The sequence below is a fragment of the Pseudoalteromonas sp. S1727 genome (genome assembly GCF_005886375.1).
Taxonomy (GTDB): domain Bacteria; phylum Pseudomonadota; class Gammaproteobacteria; order Enterobacterales; family Alteromonadaceae; genus Pseudoalteromonas; species Pseudoalteromonas haloplanktis.
In genome coordinates, this window is sequence record NZ_PNDT01000134.1 from 1 (window position 1) to 21389 (window position 21389).

Annotated in this window: 20 protein-coding genes and 3 pseudogenes; 13 read left to right on the top strand and 10 right to left on the bottom strand. The window is 38.9% G+C overall.

What is annotated here, in order from left to right; translation table 11 throughout:
• Window positions 1–163 precede the first annotated feature (163 nt).
• Window positions 164–643, bottom strand: coding sequence for a leucine-responsive transcriptional regulator Lrp (lrp, locus tag CWB85_RS20695; protein WP_016707458.1), 480 nt, complete (start codon window positions 641–643; stop codon window positions 164–166).
• A gap of 140 nt (window positions 644–783) precedes the next feature.
• Between lrp and ald the strand changes: the two genes are divergently transcribed.
• Window positions 784–1905, top strand: a complete 1122-nt coding sequence (gene ald, locus CWB85_RS20700; protein WP_016707459.1) for an alanine dehydrogenase — start codon at window positions 784–786, stop codon at window positions 1903–1905.
• Between the two features lie 72 nt (window positions 1906–1977).
• Here ald and CWB85_RS20705 read toward each other — a convergent pair whose 3' ends face one another.
• A complete protein-coding gene (locus CWB85_RS20705; protein ID WP_016707460.1) occupies window positions 1978–2775 on the bottom strand; it encodes a M48 family metallopeptidase in 798 nt (265 codons plus the stop codon).
• A 193-nt stretch (window positions 2776–2968) separates the two neighbouring features.
• Here CWB85_RS20705 and CWB85_RS20710 point away from each other — a divergent pair, with 193 nt between their 5' ends.
• Entirely contained in the window at window positions 2969–4168 is a 1200-nt protein-coding gene (locus tag CWB85_RS20710; RefSeq protein ID WP_138555914.1) for a Bcr/CflA family efflux MFS transporter, read from the top strand.
• 37 nt (window positions 4169–4205) lie between these two features.
• Here CWB85_RS20710 and grpE read toward each other — a convergent pair whose 3' ends face one another.
• Window positions 4206–4814: a nucleotide exchange factor GrpE gene (gene grpE, locus CWB85_RS20715; protein ID WP_016707462.1), complete on the bottom strand. Its 609-nt coding sequence runs from the start codon at window positions 4812–4814 to the stop codon at window positions 4206–4208.
• A gap of 58 nt (window positions 4815–4872) precedes the next feature.
• Window positions 4873–5838, bottom strand: coding sequence for an HrcA family transcriptional regulator (locus CWB85_RS20720; RefSeq protein WP_029216041.1), 966 nt, complete (start codon window positions 5836–5838; stop codon window positions 4873–4875).
• Between the two features lie 110 nt (window positions 5839–5948).
• Here CWB85_RS20720 and nadK point away from each other — a divergent pair, with 110 nt between their 5' ends.
• From nadK to CWB85_RS20755, 7 genes are all read left to right on the top strand, one after another.
• The gene (gene nadK / locus CWB85_RS20725; RefSeq protein WP_138555915.1) at window positions 5949–6833 is read left to right on the top strand and encodes an NAD(+) kinase; all 885 of its coding nucleotides are present in this window, start codon (window positions 5949–5951) and stop codon (window positions 6831–6833) included.
• Between the two features lie 78 nt (window positions 6834–6911).
• Entirely contained in the window at window positions 6912–7454 is a 543-nt protein-coding gene (locus tag CWB85_RS20730; RefSeq protein WP_016707465.1) for a hypothetical protein, read from the top strand.
• Between the two features lie 87 nt (window positions 7455–7541).
• On the top strand, window positions 7542–9215 hold the full coding sequence (gene recN, locus CWB85_RS20735; RefSeq protein ID WP_138555916.1) for a DNA repair protein RecN: 1674 nt from the start codon (window positions 7542–7544) through the stop codon (window positions 9213–9215).
• Window positions 9216–9326: 111 nt separating this feature from the next.
• On the top strand, window positions 9327–9752 hold the full coding sequence (locus tag CWB85_RS20740; protein ID WP_171039046.1) for a hypothetical protein: 426 nt from the start codon (window positions 9327–9329) through the stop codon (window positions 9750–9752).
• Between the two features lie 103 nt (window positions 9753–9855).
• Window positions 9856–10161 carry a GRAM domain-containing protein gene (locus CWB85_RS20745; protein ID WP_016707468.1) on the top strand — a complete coding sequence of 102 codons (306 nt, stop codon included), beginning with the start codon at window positions 9856–9858 and terminating at the stop codon, window positions 10159–10161.
• A 243-nt stretch (window positions 10162–10404) separates the two neighbouring features.
• Window positions 10405–12378: an ATP-binding protein gene (locus tag CWB85_RS20750; protein WP_171039047.1), complete on the top strand. Its 1974-nt coding sequence runs from the start codon at window positions 10405–10407 to the stop codon at window positions 12376–12378.
• Window positions 12379–12450: 72 nt separating this feature from the next.
• Window positions 12451–12930 (top strand): hypothetical protein, encoded by a 480-nt coding sequence (locus CWB85_RS20755; RefSeq protein ID WP_138555919.1) that lies wholly within the window; start codon window positions 12451–12453, stop codon window positions 12928–12930.
• Window positions 12931–13035: 105 nt separating this feature from the next.
• On the opposite strand, the gene CWB85_RS20760 is transcribed toward CWB85_RS20755, so the two are convergent.
• On the bottom strand, window positions 13036–14226 hold the full coding sequence (locus CWB85_RS20760; protein WP_029216042.1) for a polysaccharide lyase family 7 protein: 1191 nt from the start codon (window positions 14224–14226) through the stop codon (window positions 13036–13038).
• 839 nt (window positions 14227–15065) lie between these two features.
• Window positions 15066–15599 (bottom strand): DUF4377 domain-containing protein, encoded by a 534-nt coding sequence (locus tag CWB85_RS20765; RefSeq protein ID WP_138555920.1) that lies wholly within the window; start codon window positions 15597–15599, stop codon window positions 15066–15068.
• A 393-nt stretch (window positions 15600–15992) separates the two neighbouring features.
• Between CWB85_RS20765 and CWB85_RS22845 the strand changes: the two genes are divergently transcribed.
• The gene (locus CWB85_RS22845) at window positions 15993–16073 is read left to right on the top strand and encodes a hypothetical protein (protein WP_249314939.1); all 81 of its coding nucleotides are present in this window, start codon (window positions 15993–15995) and stop codon (window positions 16071–16073) included.
• A 43-nt stretch (window positions 16074–16116) separates the two neighbouring features.
• Complete coding sequence (locus CWB85_RS22850) at window positions 16117–16290, top strand: Retron-type RNA-directed DNA polymerase (protein ID WP_138554856.1); 174 nt, start codon at window positions 16117–16119, stop codon at window positions 16288–16290.
• Between the two features lie 78 nt (window positions 16291–16368).
• Here the strand turns inward: CWB85_RS22850 and CWB85_RS20775 are convergent, their stop codons facing one another.
• A complete protein-coding gene (locus CWB85_RS20775; RefSeq protein WP_138555921.1) occupies window positions 16369–17073 on the bottom strand; it encodes a polysaccharide deacetylase family protein in 705 nt (234 codons plus the stop codon).
• Between the two features lie 127 nt (window positions 17074–17200).
• Here CWB85_RS20775 and CWB85_RS20780 point away from each other — a divergent pair.
• A pseudogene (locus tag CWB85_RS20780) lies at window positions 17201–18423 on the top strand (IS110 family RNA-guided transposase).
• Window positions 18424–18789: 366 nt separating this feature from the next.
• On the opposite strand, the gene CWB85_RS20785 reads toward CWB85_RS20780, so the two are convergent.
• Entirely contained in the window at window positions 18790–19539 is a 750-nt protein-coding gene (locus tag CWB85_RS20785; protein ID WP_138555922.1) for a DUF4145 domain-containing protein, read from the bottom strand.
• A 250-nt stretch (window positions 19540–19789) separates the two neighbouring features.
• Window positions 19790–20021: pseudogene (locus tag CWB85_RS23055) on the bottom strand (transposase); the annotation flags it as partial.
• Between the two features lie 12 nt (window positions 20022–20033).
• On the opposite strand from CWB85_RS23055, the pseudogene CWB85_RS20795 reads away from it, so the two are divergent.
• Window positions 20034–20294, top strand: a pseudogene (locus tag CWB85_RS20795) (group II intron maturase-specific domain-containing protein); the annotation flags it as partial.
• Between the two features lie 98 nt (window positions 20295–20392).
• On the opposite strand, the gene CWB85_RS20800 reads toward CWB85_RS20795, so the two are convergent.
• Window positions 20393–21151, bottom strand: coding sequence for an SDR family NAD(P)-dependent oxidoreductase (locus tag CWB85_RS20800; RefSeq protein WP_212748246.1), 759 nt, complete (start codon window positions 21149–21151; stop codon window positions 20393–20395).
• Between the last annotated feature and the right edge of the window lie 238 nt (window positions 21152–21389).

A 21389-nucleotide genomic window follows, 5' to 3' on the forward strand; every position in this document is an offset into this window, starting at 1 on the left:
TTTATAGCGACAGATAAATGGAGTGATAACAAGGCATAAATTTTGACATGTAGTTGTTCTACATGAAAATTTATAACGCAGTTAGCGCTTTATTTAGCCCGCTAGAATGGTTAAATATTTAAGTCGATTGGTATTAAGTCGTTACTAAAAAATGGCGCATAGTTCAGCCGATGTAAGGGCGAATAATCACCCCTTGCTCTCCTTTTACTTCTTCCATTACTACATATGTACGGCTTTCGCTCACATTTGGCAGCTTTAATAAAATGTCGCCTAGTACACCACGATACTCAGACATATCATTTACCCGCGTTTTCAATAAAAAGTCAAAATTACCCGACACTAAATGGCATTCAATAATTTCATCGTGCTTTTTAACTGCGGCGCTAAATTCATCAAATACGTCTGGTGATGTTTTAGTTATAGTGACTTCAACATACACAGAGAGACCTTGGCCAAGCTTAGCTGGGTCAACCACGGCTTTATAACCTACAATGTAGCCCTCTCGTTCAAGCTTTTTCACACGCTCTAAACAAGGGGTCGCACTTAATCCTACTCGTCGGGCCAGTTCGACATTTGAAACTCGGCCATCGTGTTGTAATTCCATCAAAATCTTACGGTCAATACGGTCTAATAACTCATGCATAGGCGCAACTAGTTTTTTATACTATTTAAATCACATTTGCAGATTATATCACTAGCATACCAATTAAAAAAGGTGAGACACACTGGCTTGTCATGAATATAATAGTGAAAAATTTTATCCCGTTCTAACAAGGCGAAATTATGATTATTGGTGTACCTAAAGAAATAAAAAACCATGAGTACCGTGTAGGTATGGTTCCTGCGAGTGTTCGTGAATTAGTGAACCACGGCCATCAAGTATTTGTTGAAACTGATGCAGGTATGGGTATCGGCTTTACTAACGAAGACTACATTCAAGCAGGTGCAGAAGTGTTAGCAACTGCTGCTGATGTATTCGCTAAAGCTGAAATGATCGTAAAAGTAAAAGAACCACAAGCTGTTGAACGTGCAATGCTTCGTGAAGACCAAATTCTTTTCACTTATTTACACCTTGCACCTGATCTTCCACAAACTGAAGATCTAGTGAAAAGTGGCGCAGTATGTATTGCTTACGAAACGGTGACTGATTCACGCGGTGGTTTACCACTACTTGCACCAATGAGTGAAGTTGCTGGTCGTATGTCTATTCAAGCAGGCGCACAAGCCCTTGAAAAGTCTAACCACGGCCGTGGCATGTTACTTGGCGGCGTACCTGGTGTAGAGCCTGCTAAAGTTGTAGTGATCGGTGGCGGCATGGTTGGTCGTAGTGCTGCGCAAATGGCTGTTGGCCTAGGTGCTGATGTCGTTGTGCTTGATCGTAACATCGACGTATTACGCGCACTTGACGCACAGTTTGGTAATAAAGTAAAAGCAATTTACTCTACTGCAGATGCGCTTGAAAAACACGTACTTGAAGCTGATTTAGTTATCGGTGGTGTACTTATTCCTGGTGCTGCAGCGCCTAAGCTTGTTACTGCTGAACACATTAAAGCAATGAAGCCTGGCTCTGCAATTGTTGACGTTGCAATTGACCAAGGTGGTTGTATCGCAACTTCTAAAGCAACCACGCACGCAGATCCGACTTTCATCGTTGATGACGTTGTGCACTACTGTGTAGCTAACATGCCTGGTGCAGTGCCACGCACATCTACGTTTGCACTTAACAATGCAACACTGCCTTTCATCATTAACCTTGCGAACAAAGGTTACAAGAAGGCATTACTTGATGACGCTAACTTCCTTAAAGGTCTTAACGTGATCAAAGGTCAAGTTACTTATAAAGAAGTAGCTGAAGCATTCAACATGCCATACGTTGATCCACGTACTGCTGTTGAAAACGCATAAAACTAGCGTTTCGAATAACAAAAAGCCTGTGAGTTTTGCTCACAGGCTTTTTTTATATCATTAAAAATAAATTTATAGCCTACACTGCGGGTTTTTACCTGCAGCTTTTGCAGCTTGCTGCTCATTCAATGCTTCTGGTAGTTTTGCTTGTAACTCTTTAATTCGATTACCAGGTGCAGGATGAGTAGACATAAACTCAGGCGTACCACTACTGCCCGCTTTGCTCATATTTTGCCAAAGAGTGACCGACTCTTTTGGATTAAATCCCGCTTTTGCCATTAGATCTAAACCGACTTCATCAGCCTCAGATTCATGCGAACGGCTAAATGGTAAAATTACACCGTACTGAGCGCCTAAACCCAGTCCTTGCATAATTTCATTACGGTATTGCACATTGCCCATTTCAAGCGCCACACTGCCCGCTTGCATACCTGTTTGTAACAGTGAACTTTGTGAAACACGCTCATTAGAATGCTCAGCGATAACATGGCCTACTTCATGACCAATAACAGTGGCGAGTTGATCTTGGTTTTCAGCGACTTTTAATAACCCTGTATGCACACCAATATAACCACCAGGCAGTGCAAATGCATTCGCAGAATCTTCTTCAAACACAACGACTTCCCAAGCTTGGCTTGCATATTGTTGTGGCAATACTGCAATTACATCATCAGCAATACATTTTACATAAGCATTAACTGCGGGATCATTATTAATTTTTTGATTCTTTTTCATGTCAGCAAAACTTTGCTGGCCCATTTGACTCATTTCTTGATCAGAATAAAGTGCAATTTGCGTACGCCCTGTAGGTGATGTTTTACACCCCACTAATACTGCAGTGGCAAGCACAGCCAAAACTAATTTTTTCATTGGATTCCCTCAACTAACATTTAATTACTCCTAGAATAGCAAACCACTGTGCGATTGAACATATTGCAATAACAGCTAAACGCAGAAGTCATGTTATTTATATGTTAAAGATGATAGTTAGCGTGCAAACTAAGTACCCAAGGGTCTTTAGCGCTGTTACAATATAAGTCTCTTTTTATTTAATGGGTGAATCATGCCAGACTCGGTCTCTTTGAATAAACGCATTCTGTTACCATTACTTGCCAGCATTGTAGCAATTACGCCTTTGGCAATTGATATGTACTTACCTGCAATGTTAGTTATTGCTAATGATCTCAATACCACTATGCCCAACGTACAAATTTCGTTAAGTTTGTATTTAGCAGGTTATGCTTTAGGCATGCTATTTTTTGGTCCAATTGCCGACCAAATTGGTCGTCGTGTACTCACCAAAGCTGGCTTGGCATTATTTGGTTTAAGCTCTGTCGCATTGGCTTTTTGTAATGATATTCATCTATTTTGGGCGCTTAGGGCTGTTCAAGCGTTCACTGGTGCCGCTGCAACTGTTGTGGTGCCGGGAATAATTCGCCATATTTACAAACAAGATACCGCTAAAGGTATGTCTTATGTATCAATGATCATGATGGTTGCGCCTTTAGTCGCGCCCACCGTGGGCTCTATGATCATGGGGTTATCACATTGGCAAACTATCTTTTTAGTACTGGCTAGTTACAGCTTTATGATCCTAGCACTTGTGCAAGTTTACCTGATCGATATTCCCATTTTTAAAAGCCCACTAAAAGGCTTTGCGCTATTTTTTGATAGTTATAAAACGGTGTTTAAAAATAAAGATACCCGTGCAGATATTGCCAGTTCGATGTTTGTTTCATTTGGTTTTTTCTGCTTTTTAACCGCAGTACCATTTGTATACCTTGATTACTTTAAAGTGTCAGAGCAGTTATTTGGGATTTTATTCGCATTTAACGTATTAGCGCTAATGTTCGGTAACTTTTTAAATACCCGACTAGTGCCAAGGGTCGGTTCTCGGAAAATGCTCTATTATGGTTTAGCCGTTGGCTTTGTAGCTGGTGCTGCGTTACTCACATTTAGTCTATTACACCTATCTCTGTTTTTTATTGTTGCTGCAATTGCGCCACTAATGATGAGCTTAGGGGTAACGGCAAGTAATGCCGATGCACTGATCTTAATGCAATTTGCAGAACGTTCAGGAACTGCTACAGCAGTTATTGGTACTTTACGTTTTGGTAGCGGCGCATTAGTAGGACCTATATTAGCGTTAATGCATGCACAAAGTGCAGTTCCGTTCTCAAGTTTAATGTTCAGTGCCTTAGTACTTACACTAATTGCTCAGCTTTGGCACCGCGCCAGAAACAAAAAAAATGCCCGTTGTTAACGGGCATTTTTTGCTTAAGCTTTAACTAAGCAGCCGACTATTCAGCGGCTTTAGAGACCATCACCATGGCAGGACGTAGTAAACGGCCATTTAGGGTGTAGCCTTTTTGCATTACAGCTAATACGGTATTAGGTGTTACATCGTTACTTGGTTGAATAGACATGGCTTGGTGAAATTCAGGATTAAACTGCTCACCTTGTGGATTAACAATTTCAACACCAAATTTTGCAACTGCATCATTGAAACTTTTCACGGTCATATCAATCCCTTCAAGCAATGGCTTTAAGGTTTCGTTTTCTTTGTCTGAGAACTCAATAGCGCGTTCTAAGTTATCGATAACAGGCAGTAATTCGTTTGCAAATTTTTCCAGTGCAAACTTGTGTGCTTTTTCAACATCCTGTGCTGCACGGCGGCGCATATTTTCTACATCTGCTGCTGCGCGAACGACACTGTCTTTTTGACTATCAATCGTTTTTTTAGCGTCTTCAAGCTCTGCATAAAGCATAGCAATTTCAGCTTCAGGGCTAATTTCGTCACCTTCATGAGCATCGGCAGCTTCTACAGCGGCTTCTACTTCGGCTTGCATTTGCTCTAACTCTTCGTTTAATTCGACTTCTTGCTCTGGTGATTTTGTCTGCTCAGACATAATTTAAGTGCTCCAATTCTTTACAATTGCGGTAATTATGGGGATTGAATCAAAAGATTCAAGAGCCAGATGACTCGATTAATTTAAATTCTTGAATGATTGCTTCAATTTGCGCCGATTTCGGACAAATTACACAAAAACGACTTTGATATTCCTGATTTTGAAAATACGGTACGCTTATCACCATCAGTTCATCACAATCCGTAAATGGCAATTGCGCAGTATTTAAAACTGACACACCATTTTTAAATGCCAACTTATCTTCGACAAAGTTTAAAAATGAAACCCCTATATTTAAGCTTTGCTCACAATCAATTTGTCGATATAAATAATTTTCGCCAACAACAATACTGTTATCTGAACCTAGCTTTTGGCTCAACTCTCGTGTCCATTGATGGAGAGAGTCATGGCAATTACGGGGGGCAGTATTGGCCATCGCTTGCATACGGTACAAGCCTTCCATCAAAGTTTGTTGACTAAATACCGTATTAAGCCAAGTTGCAAATTGATAGCGTAAAGTATCAGATGCTTCATCCGGTTTGTGAATGCAGATATTATGGCTTTGCCCTGCTCTATCAAGCAATAAAATAAGCCAATCATTGCTGTCAAAATCTAACACTTCAACACGAAAAACATGCTGCGAGCTTACTTGTGGCAAACCAACACAACAGCACACTTGATAGCGCTGGCTCAAACCATGGGCAAGCTCAACTAATTGTGCCTGCGCTGGTTGCCAATATTGCGCAATTTCTGCAAGTGGAAAAAACTCACTTAACCAATAATCAAAACCTGCGTTGGTCGGCACACGCCCAGCTGAGGTGTGCGGCGAGTATAACAAACCTATTTTTTCAAGGCGTGACATTGCATTTCTGACCGTTGCTGAGCACACAGCCATGCCTTTTTGTTGAGCAATACGGCTTGACGCCACGGGTTGCCCTTCACCATTACAATACAGGCTCATGACGGCGGAAAATATTTGCTGATCTCGAGGATTTAAATTCATAGTATCTACATCTTGCTGCATACATGAGATATCGGGGCGCAGTGAGTTTATTTCAAGGCTATCAATCAGTATTTTCAAACTAACCATTTATAGGTTACTCTATTGATATTAATACTATTGATGCATTTATCATGGAATCACCGTTTAAAACCATAGGTTTAATTGGCAAACCAAATCACAATGGCGCAGCAACAACTTTACAACGCTTATACACGTTTTTAAATGCGTTAGGTTTTAACGTTTTGCTAGAGCAACGTACCGGCCACCAATTAGCTGATGTCCCCAAAGAGAAACTAGTCAAGCTGATCGAGCTTGGGGAACGTGCTGATCTGGCCATTGTTGTCGGCGGGGATGGTAATATGCTCGGTGCAGCTCGTGTATTAGCCCGTTTTGATGTTGCCGTAATTGGTGTGAACCGTGGTAATTTAGGTTTTTTAACAGATTTAGACCCTGAAGGTTTTGAAGCCAGCCTAGAGCAAGTATTGAGTGGGCAATATATTGAAGAAAAACGCTTTTTACTTGAAGTTGAAGTATACCGCCATGCCGAATTAAAGAGCGCTAACTCAGCAGTAAACGAAGCCGTCCTACATGCTGATAAAGTTGCTCACATGATAGAGTTTGAAGCATTTATTAATAACGACTTTGTATTTTCGCAGCGCTCTGATGGTTTAATAGTATCAACACCCACGGGCTCTACCGCCTACTCGCTCTCTGGGGGCGGGCCAATTTTAACACCGGAATTAAATGCAATATCATTAGTCCCCATGTTCCCCCATACACTTTCAAGTCGTCCTTTGGTCGTTGATGCAGATAACGAAGTACGTTTGAAACTCAGCCTAGAAAACACCGATAGTTTACAAGTAAGTTGCGATAGTCATGTGGTGCTTGCTGTATTACCTGGTGATGAAGTGCTAATAAAAAAGGCTGACAAAAAACTGCGCCTGATCCACCCTAAAAACTATTCGTATTATCATGTATTAAGAACCAAGCTAAATTGGGGCAGCCGTTTGTATTAATTTTATTGCGCTTATCCATACTTTAGAGCAAAATAGTTTAAAAATTATTTGTTACCTTTTCAGGGAAATTAACACATCATGACTTATGTTGTTTTCTTGGCTTTGTTATTATTGATCACCTTACTTGGTAGCTATTTAGTGATTGAAAATAACCGTCAAAAAGCACTCGCAGCAAAAAAAAAGTTGTTCAATACCCGCGTCAGCGAAGTTAGTGCGAATGTAAAATTTAAACTCAATGAATATTACGAAGCAAAAATAATTCGCCCAAAATACATTTCTCGTATTCAAGTCATTGTTGGTAATTTTTTTGTTGTACAGCCTCATACAGATGAAAATTTACTTTATTTAGAGCGCATTGTAGAGTCGCTGCTTAGTACCATTAATAGTGAACTGGCAAAAACTTATGTTACAGGTGAACGTGATGCACTTGCAGAGCGCTTAGATTTTTTTGTCAGTGAGCTACCCACTGCAGGCTTAGCGTACAACAAAACGTTTTACCATGAAGTATTACCCTCAATGATCAAAGTTTTATGTACTAACGAATTATCAGCCAACCCTAATGATTATGAAAAGGCTGTTGATCCTGAAAACAATTTTGACACTTCAGTAAATGAACATTAAATAAACTCATTAATATATAAAATTTAATTTGCAAAAAACCTAAACACTGTATAAATTAACAGTTAATTGACTGGATGGATAAACAGTATGTTAATTGGTTTAGAAATTAAAAATTTTGCAATTGTGAGCAATTTAAGTACCGAGTGGCAAAGTGGCATGACTGCTATTACGGGTGAAACGGGTGCAGGTAAATCAATCGCCATTGATGCCTTATCACTGTGTTTAGGTGAACGCGCAGAAGCCTCAGCTGTACGACCAGGCACCGAGCGCGCAGAAATTTGTGCGCAGTTTGATATTGCTGCACTGCCCCTCGCTCAGCAGTTTTTAGAACAACAGCTATTAAGTAATGCAGAGCAAGAGTGTTTATTACGCCGCGTGATCTGTAAAAACGGTCGTAGTAAAAGCTATATTAATGGCAGCCCTGTCACCGCAGCTCAGCTAAAAGAGCTCGGCCAATACCTGATCTCAATCCATGGTCAACATGCGCATCAACACCTGTTAAAAAGCGAGCATCAGCTACAATTACTCGACGCATATGCTGGGCATCACCCCCTTGTTGATAATGTGCGTAATAAATATCGCCATTTTCAAAATCTACAAAAAGAATTTACAGCCCTTGAGCAAATGCAACAACAACAAGCGGCACAAAAGCAACTATTAGAATACCAAGTTGCTGAGCTTGATGAGTTTGCCTTGCAAGCCGATGAGTTTAGCGATATTGAAGCTGAGCATCACAAATTAAGCCACAGTCAGACGATCCTTGAAGCGTGTCAACGTGAGTTGCAACACTTGTATGAAAGTGACGAACAAAATGCCTGTTCAATGCTACAGCACAGTGCGCAACAATTCGCAGAGCTAGCAGGCTTTGATGAAAGCTTAAATGGCGTTGCTGCATTATTGGCAGAAGCCGCTGTACAAGTAGAAGAAGCAAGTCGCGAAATTCGTAATTACGCTGAGCAAACAGAGCTTGACCCTAGTCGACTGCTTGAAGTTGAAGCCCGTTTAAGTGGTGCAATGGATCTTGCGCGTAAGCACCACATAAAACCTGAGCAACTGGTTGAGTTTCATCTGTCTATCAGTCAAGAGCTTGAATCAATAAGTACTAACTCTGCAAGATTGAATGAACTCAATGATGAGATCAAAACTGCACTTGATGACTATCACACTGCTGCAACAGCGCTCAGTGCAAGCCGCCAAAATGCCGCTCATACTTTAAATGAATTGATCAGTGCAAGTATGGCAAATTTATCGATGGAAAACGGCCTGTTCGAGATTGCACTAAAACAAGATCAAGACCGAGCACCAAATAGCTTAGGTTTCGATAGTATTGCCTTTTTAGTTTCAACTAACCCAGGCCAGCCGCTACAGCCATTATCTAAAGTTGCCTCAGGTGGTGAACTGTCACGTATAAGTTTAGCGATCCAAGTGATTATTGCCCAAAAAGTGACAACTCCAACGCTTATTTTTGATGAAGTCGATGTGGGTATCTCAGGACCAACCGCTTCAGCTGTAGGTAAGTTGTTACGTCAACTTGGTAAATCGACTCAGGTAATTTGTGTGACTCACTTACCACAAGTAGCAAGCTCCGGACATCAGCAATTTTTTGTCGCAAAGGAAATAGCAAATGGTGAAACCTTTACGCACATGCAGCCACTAAATAAACATGGGCGTATAGATGAAATTGCTCGCTTACTTGGCGGCGATAATATAAGTAAGACAGCCAAAGCTAACGCCAAAGAACTCATTATGGCGCATGCTTAAAACTATTACTTATAAAGCAAGAATACCATTTAACATGCCCCTTTTATAAATTACTAGCAAGCCTTACAGTGAGTTGTAAGGCTTGAAAGCGAACTTAAGTAAACCTTTATAATGATGAAAAAAACAGACGCAACAAAATTAATAGGCCTATTGTTCAGCTTGATACTACTGACAGGTTGCAATGAAGCTTTAATCACGGGAGGACCATCAGCCTTCATGTCATGGCAACCACTTTTGATCATTACTTTAAGTTGCTTGATGTTAATCCCCATATTGAGTTTAGCACTGCTAATATTTAGCCAGTGGAAACATCTTCAGTTTAAAATCACACTACAACGTTACTTACATAGCTCGCTTATTTTAATGCTTGCTATTGGCTGGTTTATAGAAGTAGGACTTGCACAACACCATGATAATAAGGTGAATTTAATTATTACCTTGTGTGCATTAGCTTCACAACTGGCCTTAGTTGTCTTTGCATTTATACGTGTAAATAAGCAGCAAAAGATGCTCTATCGCGCTAACAACTTTTTATAACCGATTGTTAAGCAAGTTAAATAAAAACATTTAATTTACATAATTGACACATAGCGGTTACCCGCATAAACTCTAGAAAATAATAAAATCGATGGAGTGAATAATGAACGCTACACAATTAAAACGCTGTTATGCAACATTACAACTGGGAGTCGGTAAAGCAGATGGGCGTCTCACCCTGACAGATAATATACTGCATTTTGAGGCACTTAATAAGCAACTTAGTCTAGGTTGTTATGCGATCAAGCTTAATAATATTTCTCATGTGGAGAAATGCTCTGGTAAAGCCAGCGGTTTGATCCCAATTACAACATCGGGAATTAAAATAACCACCAAAGAGAACTATCATTTAGAGTTCATTTTAGCTGAGCCTGATGAGTGGCTTAATTGCCTACAAGCAGCCCACTAAATTGGTTGCTATTGTCTAAACTCAGGTTATGTACAAAAAATATAATGCCTTTTAGCGTTGCCGCTTGCTAAAAATTTAGAGCTGTAAACAATAACAGGCATTAACAGCCTCCATATTTTAACCACATTTGCACCCTAAAATTATAAAATACGCTCTCTAAATTTTTATAATTCTATGCACCGACTATTATTAGCTGCTCTGTTAACTGTGTCTTGTTATACAACATGCACTGAAAACTATGATTTGAGTGCTATAAAACAAAAAATCAAACAAGGTGATTTAGTCACTGCAACTACCCAGTTAAAAAGCCTAGCTAAGCAATACCCTACTTCATTTAACATTTTATTAGAACTTGCTTCAGCGCTACGAAAAAACGCGCAGCATACGCAAGCAATTACAGTGATTGCTCCATTACTAAACTCACACACATTGTCGAGTAAAGAACTTTTTAGATTACATAGTGAACTGGGGATCAACTTTCGGCGTATATTAGACACTCATCAAGCAAATGTTCACTACACAAAAGCAAAAGAGTTAGCACTGCAGCTAAATGACAAAGAATTATTAGCCCGTGCCCATGCTAACTTAGGCGTGTTATACGACACACAAAGCAATCTAGCTCTGGCTATGCAAGAGCAAACAGCTGCATTAGAATTATTGCAAAACAGTACTAATTGGGAGTTGCAAGCAAGTGTTTATTATAATTTAGGTGACATGTCCCTTCGCTTGAATAATTTAGAGCAAGCATCACATTTTTTTTTAAGGGCGCTAGAAAGCGATAAAAAATCTGGTGATAGATATAATATTGCGTCAACCAGCTTAAGCTTAGCAAAAATTACAATTAGGCAAGAGAAATACGTACTGGCTATTGAGCAATTACACGAGACAATCGAGTACCTCACCCCCCTAAATGCGACTCAGCAACTTTCAGTGGCCTATCGTCAATTAGCCATTGCATACCAACACACTAATCATTTTCAAAAGGCACTCAATAACGCTAAACAGAGTGTCTACTTTTCATTAAAAACAGATTCTCCAATTTATAAAACCTATGCATATATGCAGTTATTAGAACTTTATTTATTACAACAAGACATCCCCTCAAGTAAACATACCTTAGAGCAAATAACTTTACTACTAGAGGATATTGATAATGAAATTCTAACCTTGAAATTCCATCGTTATAACGCGCGATTTTTCGAGCTTAGTGCACAACTAACTGATGCTGTTTTCCATTATAAAAAAGTAGACTCCTACCATAATATTATTCAAAAAAACTATTTAAGTGAGTCAACCGCTAACCACATGAAGCAGGTCGATGCGCTGGTCCAGCGACAAAAGCTAATTACATCAGAGCAAAATAATGCAATCACCAAGGCTGAGCTTAAAAGCCAGCGATTAGAAAAGCGAGTGTGGTTATTGGGCTATTCGATTATTTTTATCCTAAGTATCTTGCTCATTAGTCTTTATTACATAAAACATAAACGGGCGCATTATAAAGCTAAACTTTATCAAGCTAGCTTGGATTTAAAAGACAAAATGCTTGCCGATATTTCCCATGAATTAAGAACACCGCTGAGTGTACTTAAGTTAAACATCGAGGCCCTCGAACATGATTTACAAGAAGATAAGTCTCTCGCTTATCTAAAAATAAACGACAAAATAAGTCAACTTAATAACTTAATTAGTGATGTTTATCAGCTATCACAAGTTGATAATTGCTCAATGAGTTTAAATAATCAAGTGCACCTTGTTGGCGCTTTATTTAAACCATACGCTGACGATTTACAAACAATGGTAACAACAAAAAACTTAACCTGCGTTATAGATAATACAGTCAGCGATAAGCAAAGTATTTATATTGATAAGCAAAAACTTGATCAGATCATTTATAACGTGTTCAAAAATGCCTGTTTATATACCGACAGCCCTGGATTCGTTCGCCTCAAGGTGCGTTTAAACCCAACTCAGCTATTTATTCAAATAGATGATAGCTCTCCAGGTGTGCCTCAACCCCAGATACAGCACTTATTTGAAAGGCTCTACCGGATTGATAGCACACGGTCAAAATCCGTTGATGGTAGTGGGTTAGGTTTATCTATCTGTTTAAGTTTAGTTAACTTAATGAAAGGGTCTATATCATTACATAAAGGCAAATTTGGTGGGCTATGCGTCAGGCTCTTATTACCCCTTCACTACAGGAAAAATAACGATTAAATTTAGATTGTTATCCATTTTTCATCCACATTCTCTTGCTTTAATTAAGCGATTAAAACAAGGAGAATAAAGATGACACAGCGTACATTAAAACACCGAGATTGGGTAAAAATTATCGATCATCGCCAGCAACAAATTAAGCCAAAACCTAAAAAACAGGTAACAGTTTTGTTTAAGTGCACAATTGCCGCTGTAGCGTTACTAATAGTCGGTTTAACTATCAGTACACTTTCTCATCCAGATCAATACCCGCAACTATCTATACAGCAACAACAGAATGTACAACAGCACTATACAAAGAAACTCATGACTGGTAATTGGCAGTTTAGCCATGCTGATTTTGAATTTAACCAGATCAAAATTTATATTAACTTGCCGAACTCTTTACCACTTGAAGAGTCGGTGCTAACACACTATATACAACAAACATTATGCCCAGCAAAAAGCGATCAATTATGGCACATCATTGATAATCGTAATTTCATGATCCACTTATTTACAGGTAGCTCAATACGCACAGGGCAAACTATAAAATGCATTACTCACGGGTAATGAAAGATAAAATTATATAACAATGATTCGACATAACGCTCTATTCTTTCAGCGTATAACACCACGTAAATTTGCATTTGCGTGGTGTTATCAATAACGCTAAAGCTAGTTAGTTACTCGAGTATAACTAACATTTGTCATTGTTACTTTAGACGTCGTAATGCCCAAGTCTTCAAAACACTCTTTGAATGAGTTTGAATTACCTGATTCACCACAATCATCTAATGTAGATGTATCTTGAGATTGCAAGTAATTACCAAACTTAAAGTATGATGCCGAATCATCTTCAACAGGAATACCAAAACTTGAACCTAACGCAGATACATCTACATCTCCGTAATTATTAACAACTCTTAAGTTAAACGAACCTCCACTGCGAATTGTACCTAATGCATATTTCTCTTCATTGCCGCTGGTGTTACGCAGGCGCACATACACATCAAAAATACCATTGCCAGCCACGCTGTCATCAAAACCAGATTCCGCAGAATCGGACACATAAACTTTCATTATAGTGCCCGTGTCACTGGCATGGTGCTGAGCAATAATTGTTTTACCGCCATCCGACATTTCAACCTTAACACTCGCTTCAAATACTTCATAAGTATCGGTCATCGCTACTCGTAAGCTAGATTTGACTTTATATTCATGACGCCAACCATTTCCATTTGGCGTGATGTGTTGAGCTTCAAGAGGTACAAATACAAGTGTGCTGTCATTAACTAATGGATTAGGATCATTACCTTCAAGATCAAAAATGCTACCGCTGGTTATGCTACTAGGAATCGTTGTACCATCGCCATTGCCGCCACTATCACCGTCACCATCGCCCCCAGTTGAACCACCATCACTGCTGTCGGTTTTTACAAGAGAAAAATTATCAAAGCGAACATCACTTGAGTTGTTATCGTGCTTTGCGAAAACTTGCAAAGAATCTGTATTTGCCGAAGTGAATGTTTTAGACACTTTGGTCCAAGACGAAACATTAAATTTTGTGTTCTTAAATAATCCATTAAGATCATTAACGCCAATTTGCCCTTTACCTAGAACATAAGCGCTTAAGGTATATTCGGTATTTCTTTCAATATCGACAACCTGATGTACTCGTCCAGGACTGCCTTGAATCTTTAAAGAACTCGATCCTTGATAGGCATCGCCTGAAATCGCAGCTGGATCAACCTCATTCCAATCGCTCCAGCCATTTTCAAAACCCGAGTTATAAATAGTAGCCGCTTGAGCAGCACTCGAGCATGCAGCCATTATTGATAGAATCAGTAGACTTTTTTTCTTAAACATTATCTTTATGTCTCCTAACTTATACATTTAGGAAACCTAACTGCTTGACTAAGATTTGATTACTTAGTTCTAGGTTACAACTTTGTACAAGTTCAATGGTGTATTGTGTGTAATAATTGGTAATAACAAGTTTCTTTTAAACAGCATAAAAATAAACAAATTAAATTACCAAGCAAGCCAAACTGGATAACCAGAAGGTAAGCAAAATGTATATTACCAGTTAACTTTTTGCAACACCCAGTAAAATAATAAATAAGTAGTATTACCATTTACATTAATTTTTCAACAAAAAATAAATTTAATAAAATCAATGGGGATATAAATTTAGCAATAAAAACACACTTTGAAAATTAACCCAAAAGAATTAAATTCAAAACTTTATTACTATAAAAAATAAGTAATGAAATTGTGAAATAAATTGTAATCGTCATGAAAAATGTTGCAATGTTAATTATTGGTAATACAAAAACAACATAAAAAATAAAATTGGATAACCAAAAGCATAAATAAAAACAGTATTGCCAACAGTTAAAATAAATGCTTTAAAGCAAGTTGCTGAATGTGAGTATGCTGTACCAAACGCGTAATAGTCGTTAGATACTTGGACTAACAAAAACTATAGGGATAGAGTCAATAGTAGGCAATGATGGGAGCGCATTAAAAAATTACTGCGTAACGCGCCTTATATATGACACAGTCATAAGCGACTTGCTAACAGCCACAACGACAGACGGAGTAAACGAATTTGTTTATTGATTTAAGTTGACCGTCACTAAATAAAAACGGTCAAATAGAATACTAGTACATAATGATAAAGTTAAGGCTCGTTTGTGTTCTAGCTAATTCCACTGAACTAAGGTTATTTGACCATCACCTATATATTCAAAAGTCACGTTAACCAAACCACCACTATTATTTAAATTAACTAAACCGTCACAGTCTACACCCATTTGGCACTCAAAGGGCTGCCCTAAAAAATAATAAACACCTGACTCTTTTGTAAATGTCCACTCTAATAACTCTACTAAGCTATATTCATAACGAGTGCCAACGTTATCTTCTATGTCTGATATGACGTTTTCGATAGAATATTGAAGACTTGAGGCATCAGCGAGAGGATTGATTATATCTGTTATCTTTAAAGATAGTTGGTAAGTATGCCCCCAAACGAAATCAAACCCTTCAATGGAGTCATAAAAGTAACTGCCAACATCATCATCTTGGATTATAAGGCAAAGCTGTTGACTTACACCAACACAAGGTGTTTTGTAAGATGCAAATGTTTTGGTATCAAGTGATGAAGTACCATTATCGTCATCGCATGAAATAATTAACAAGCATGTGATTAATAATATAACTATCCGTATGTGCATGCTATTTCCTTGAGCTATAACGAGAGCAGAGTAACTCGTCTTTAATTTATTTTTATTGACGCATTAACCATAGCCGAGATCTTATTTTGATTCAATCGGTTACTTCAATCCCACATAAAATGATTTACTGTTGTATTTATGGGCGTTTTGGAAAGGATTGCAGGTGTTTAAGTGGCTTATTTGGAGAGGTAGTAGCTTACCTTTATCCATGTATCGTGTTTTAACATATCAATATTAGCCTTCAAGTTCATTCTCATTTACTTCTCATTCCCTTCTCTTTGTGCAAAAAATCTTTTATTGAATTATTCACAAAGAGGTTAAGAGGCGCTGCGCTTTAGAGTAATACAGATTCTAGACCAAAAAAATTTACGCGGCTGGGTATACTACTACCTAATAGCCAACGCTTATCAGCTAACGGTGGATTTAGATCATTGGCTCCGCCGCAGGATAAGAATGTGCTACTGGCTGCAATGACGCTCTTTTCAAAGGAATAGCACGCACAAAAGTACGCTGTTTAATGAAATTGGGTGTTAGCGAACGACTCGCCATTGCATGTGGTATCACCAGTAAAGGTCCTTGTAGAAGCTCAAAAACAAAAGGAATTAACATTGCACTAGGCAATGACTATTTAGCGTCAAAAGGTTTAGTGTCATTGAGAGATATTTGGATCAATATTCATTACGGGAGATGAACCGCCCATTGCACTTCCTGCAAATGAAAAGCGCATGATGGGTGGTGTGGGGGCTGGAGGAGACCTCGGGCTACCCGATTATGCGCTATTGCCTATTAAATCAGAGACTGTAACAAAGCGATAACCTTTATCTCTTAACTGCTGAACAATTAACGGTACAGCGGCTAGTGAATTAACTCTTGATTTAAACATTACATGTAAAAGAATAATTGATCCCGGCTTAGTATTTTGGACAACGTATTCGGATATATCACTTGCACTAGCATTTTTATCTAAATAAGTTTCAGGCTCCACATCCCAAGTAACGGTAGTTATATTTTTATTATTGAGATAATAAGGCAGTGCAAACAACTTCTTACCATATGGTGGTCTAAAACGTATTTCTTCTCTATAACCTGCCTGCGTAATTAGCTCATTAGTTTTTTCTAGCTCCTCTGCAACAAAGCTATAACTTTTCAAAACCATACGTTGATGAGTATATGAATGGTTTCCAATTTCATGACCTTTATCAATGATATTTTTAGTTTCTTGAATGTTTTCTTCGATAGATTTACCGACTAGGTAAAATGTAGCCTTAATTTCTGCCTCGTCTAGGACTTTGAGAATTTCTTTTGTTTGATGTTTAGTTGGACCATCATCAAAAGTTAATGCGACTATTTTTTCAGTTGTTTCTACTCGATCAATAAGGTTACCAAAAAATTGAAACTTTTCATTCTTGCTCACCTGCCATAGAGCAATAAATATGATCAGCACTAAAGCAGATAGTTTGATTATTATATTCATGCAGACTCCATTCGCGTATAGACATAATGACTCCCACACGGTGTTAGCCTCCGCTTTTAGTGGGTTAGCTTAATTCAAAGCCAGAGCCATAATTAGTTTGTCAATTAACTAAACAGCAGAGGCTAACATGAATAAACATAGCATACTTTTTATTGGTCTTGGTACACATAAAGAATTCAATGAAGTCGCCTATATTGAAGAACATAGTGGTGCACAACCTGTTCACCTTGGTCGATTTTCTTCTTCCAAAGTGGCCGTTCAAAAGCTTGTTCGTCAGTTTGAATCTAAATACCCTGGCGCAACGCTTCATTTTGTTTATGAAGCAGGCCCTTGTGGTTATTACTCGTATCGTCCATGATACTCACTAAAGCCCGCTTCGCGGTTCAAATTTATTCCCTATAAATTTGTGGATTTACCGATTAATCACCAGCCTTGGCCATTGCTGTTATGTGGTTGCACCCTCTCTTATCCCTAAAAAACCCGGTGAGAAAATTAAAACCGATAAACGTGATGCCCTTAAGCTCGCTAAATTACTTAAATCTGAAGATTTAACACCTATCTATGTTCCTGAGCCTGAAGATGAAGCTGTACGCGATTTATCTCGCGCACGCGAAATAGCAATGAAGGATTTAAAAGATGCTAAATACCAATTAAAAGCGCTGCTGCTTCGTAATAATATTAATTACGAAGGCACCGAAAATTGGTCACAAAAACATTTACGTTGGCTCACTGAACTTGTGCTTCCGCATCCCGCTCAGCACATCGTCTTACAATAATTTTTACAAACAATTACCGAACGAATAAGCCGACTTGAACGGTTAGATAATGAACTCACACACCACGTTCACCAGTAGCGTTATTATCCCGTTGTTAAAGCAATACAAGCTATGCGTGGCGTTCGATTATTGGTCGCCACCGGCGTTGTTGCTGAGCTTGGCGATTTAACTCGCTTCGATCATCCCCGTAAATTAATGAGTTATCTCGGTCTTGTACCTAGTGAACACTCGAGTGGTGGCAAACGCCATGTTAGCGCTATCACAAAATGCGGAAACGGCCGAGCAAGACGCCTCCTTGTGGAAGGCGCGCACACTTATCGGTATGCCGCAAATATATCGACAGATATGCAAAAACGACAAGAAGGTTTACCAAAGGATATTATTGATATTGCGTGGAAAGCGCAGCTTAGGCTCTGCAACACGTTATAAAAAAATGATAGCCAAAGGGAAACACTACAACCTTGTTGTCACTGCAATTGCCCGAGAAATGATTGCATACATATGGGCAATAGCTAAAGAAGTGGTGCTTACGCCAGTGAATACAAAACTTAGATTGGCAAGAGTACCCGCATGATAAACGAATTAGAGTTAGTGCATGGGATCAAGCATCGGGTGTGGCACAACCACCGACGGCGTTAGGATGGCAATGCAGCTAACGCTGCATTGAACCACGAACATAGACTGAAGACAGGTGCCACGACGAACTAAGTAAGGTCTGCTCTGTTACTAGAAATAGTAATAATCAACGAATATCAGCAAGATAACCGACGACATTACTTGCTTCATCCTATGTATTAACTCGCTCTAATTCGAGCAGAAGTAATTATGGCTTAAAAAGTTAGGCAAGGATCAGTGCGTTTAACTTGACAGTGGGAGTCATACCAACGCCCAAAGCAGGCGCGCCGCTTTTTTGGCGTCGCTTTGCCTTTGCTTGTTAGCTTTACTTACTTAATATTTCTCTATGGATCATATTAATGGCGGTGATTGTTTGATTTAGCAAATCTTGAGCTTCATCAATAGAATAAAATGCATCTGGGTGCTGTGTCGGGTTTCTAAAATGCACTCGAATACCGTCTAAACTATCTAGAGATTTTTCACTTGGCTTAGGGCTTCGTTTGTTCCTAAGCTCTCTAATCATAGGTCCCCACATGGGTTTATCCATGCGATTAGTTTTTTTAAACTCGAAATAGAGTTTTTTTACTTCAGCTTCTAAGGCTCTCATTAAATGAAATGCTGAAGCTGTGGGTTGGTTTAATGCAACCTGTATACAGGCAAACGAAAAATCTTTTCTTGAAGTGTCAGATAGAGATTCAAAAACGTTATCGCCTAAAAGCTTCTTAGGTTCGCTTGTTAATGATTTTAAAGGGAATCTCTTTTCCGTTAAAATGAATGCCTCTTTAAGCCTCAACTCTGCATCCAGCGCAGGATCTATTTTGGCAATTTCAGCTTCAATCTTTTTTACAAGATCTTCGGCCATTACCTCATCATTTTCAGGTATGGTGTCAAATAATTCCCATAGCTCTTCTGATACTTTAGATGTTACCGGTATTTCAAGCTCTTCAACTCCTTCGAAAAACAACCCTAGTAACTCTCTGCCCTTTGAGTTGAGTCGCCCCTTTAGCCCTACAGCCTTAAGTAACGCGTAATCAAATCCAAAACCATAATAATTAAATATGTCCGTATTCTTCATTTCTATTTCCAGTGAAAGCTAACGAGCCTGTAGATTAACTCGTTTTTAATTTATTTTTATTGATGCATTGATGCATTGATGCATTGATGCATTGATGCATTCACCATAGCCGAGTTCCTATTTTGATTCAATCGGTTACTTCAGTTTTACATAAAATATAAAAAGAGGATTTGCTGTTGCTTTAATTGGTGTTTTGGAAGGTATGACAGGTGTTTAAGTGGCTTATTTGGAGAGGTAGTAGCTTACCTTTTTAATGCAGCCTGTTTTGCAGCTTTTCTATATTATGAACTAAGCAATACAGCTGCCATTGCGCATTCACTTTTGTTTGACCCCGTAAGGTCAGTTTATTCATGCCCTTATTGACGGTAATATTCCGCTGTTTATTTAAAGGAAAGCAGATTCTATACTGCCTAGTCGTTTGCCATTCCTTAAGTAAAAAGCTGCCGTCGTCCCATTGGACTGTCTATTTTAACTTTGATTTTTTATAGCTAACGGTGGATTTAGATCACTGGATCCGCCGTAGGATAAGAATGTGCTACTGGCGGCAATGGCGCAAACCTCGCACCAAAGTACGCAGTTTAATGAAATTGGGTGTTAGCGAACGACTCGCCATAGCATGTGGTATCACCAACAAGGGGCCTTGTCGAAGCTCAAAAACAAAAGGAATTAACATTGCACTAGGCAATGACTATTTAGCGTCAAAAGGTTTAGTGTCATTGAGAGATATTTGGATCAATATTCATTACGGGAGATGAACCGCCCATTGCACTTCCTGTTCATAAAAAGCGCATGATGGGTGGTGTGGGGGCTGGAGGTTAGAGACCTCCGGCTACCCGATTAGGCTTATTTTAAGCTATGTAAGATTGAGTCCGCCATCAGAAAGAATGATCTCACCCGTTAGATAACTACTAGAAACAAGCATTGATGCGGTATGAGCTATCTCATTTGGTTTAGCACCGCGCTTCATTGGTGATTTCTCTTTCCATAATTTGTGTGCCTCAACCCAGCTTGTTGTCATAGGTGTATCGACAAGGCCTGGAGCAATCGCGTTGATTCGAATATCGGGAGATAAAGTTAAAGCTAAAAGTTGTGTCATATGATTAAGCGCAGATTTACTCGCAGCATAAGGAATAGAAGCACCTTTTGGGCGAACACCTGCATGTGAGCTGATATTAATGATACTACTAGGACATTCTGGAGTTGATGAATCTCTTAAAGCTTGCTCCGCCTCTGAAATCAAAATCCATGGTGCAATAACATTTACTTCATAAAGATCTCTCCATATATCTGCTGTCGCTTCTTTTAGTGAAGAATGAGGAATCACCGCATTTATTCCTGCATTATTGACTAATACATCTAATCTTCCATGATGGAGTAATATATCAGAGATCAATTTTTTAGTTTGTACTTGATCTGATAAATCAGCTTGAAAATATGTTGCACTTGGGAGTGCTTTAGCTAAGGACTCACCTTCACTTACTGAAGTTCGAGAATGAAATACAACTGTAAAGCCATCATCGGCAAGTTGTTGTGCTATAGCTTTACCTATACCTGATGTTGACCCCGTAATAAGAGCAACTCTCCCTTTGTTTTTTTCTTGATAAGAACTCAATGACATCTCCATTTGATTGATAAGCCTAACGCCTCAGTTAAAAGGCAAAATTTGGTTGGCTATAATGTGAAGCGGAGCGAAACCAGCCAACTGAATTTTGTCCGCTTTTAAACTGTTTGTGTACGCCCGACATGGGCATTGACTTATGAGGTGAAAGTCCTCTGTAGGAAGATCACCGTTTAAATAACATACTGTTATTAAACGATAACTACTAGCGAATGGCAAGGGCTAAATCGCG

Excerpts from the sequence above, each read along its gene's own strand:
- lrp (WP_016707458.1), bottom strand. The coding sequence starts at position 643 with ATGCATGAGTTATTAGACCGTATTGACCGTAAGATTTTGATGGAATTA.
- ald (WP_016707459.1), top strand. The coding sequence starts at position 784 with ATGATTATTGGTGTACCTAAAGAAATAAAAAACCATGAGTACCGTGTA.
- CWB85_RS20705 (WP_016707460.1), bottom strand. The coding sequence starts at position 2,775 with ATGAAAAAATTAGTTTTGGCTGTGCTTGCCACTGCAGTATTAGTGGGG.
- CWB85_RS20710 (WP_138555914.1), top strand. The coding sequence starts at position 2,969 with ATGCCAGACTCGGTCTCTTTGAATAAACGCATTCTGTTACCATTACTT.
- grpE (WP_016707462.1), bottom strand. The coding sequence starts at position 4,814 with ATGTCTGAGCAGACAAAATCACCAGAGCAAGAAGTCGAATTAAACGAA.
- CWB85_RS20720 (WP_029216041.1), bottom strand. The coding sequence starts at position 5,838 with ATGCAGCAAGATGTAGATACTATGAATTTAAATCCTCGAGATCAGCAA.
- nadK (WP_138555915.1), top strand. The coding sequence starts at position 5,949 with ATGGAATCACCGTTTAAAACCATAGGTTTAATTGGCAAACCAAATCAC.
- CWB85_RS20730 (WP_016707465.1), top strand. The coding sequence starts at position 6,912 with ATGACTTATGTTGTTTTCTTGGCTTTGTTATTATTGATCACCTTACTT.
- recN (WP_138555916.1), top strand. The coding sequence starts at position 7,542 with ATGTTAATTGGTTTAGAAATTAAAAATTTTGCAATTGTGAGCAATTTA.
- CWB85_RS20740 (WP_171039046.1), top strand. The coding sequence starts at position 9,327 with ATGATGAAAAAAACAGACGCAACAAAATTAATAGGCCTATTGTTCAGC.
- CWB85_RS20745 (WP_016707468.1), top strand. The coding sequence starts at position 9,856 with ATGAACGCTACACAATTAAAACGCTGTTATGCAACATTACAACTGGGA.
- CWB85_RS20755 (WP_138555919.1), top strand. The coding sequence starts at position 12,451 with ATGACACAGCGTACATTAAAACACCGAGATTGGGTAAAAATTATCGAT.
- CWB85_RS20760 (WP_029216042.1), bottom strand. The coding sequence starts at position 14,226 with ATGTTTAAGAAAAAAAGTCTACTGATTCTATCAATAATGGCTGCATGC.
- CWB85_RS20765 (WP_138555920.1), bottom strand. The coding sequence starts at position 15,599 with ATGCACATACGGATAGTTATATTATTAATCACATGCTTGTTAATTATT.
- CWB85_RS22850 (WP_138554856.1), top strand. The coding sequence starts at position 16,117 with ATGAAATTGGGTGTTAGCGAACGACTCGCCATTGCATGTGGTATCACC.
- CWB85_RS20775 (WP_138555921.1), bottom strand. The coding sequence starts at position 17,073 with ATGAATATAATAATCAAACTATCTGCTTTAGTGCTGATCATATTTATT.
- CWB85_RS20785 (WP_138555922.1), bottom strand. The coding sequence starts at position 19,539 with ATGAAGAATACGGACATATTTAATTATTATGGTTTTGGATTTGATTAC.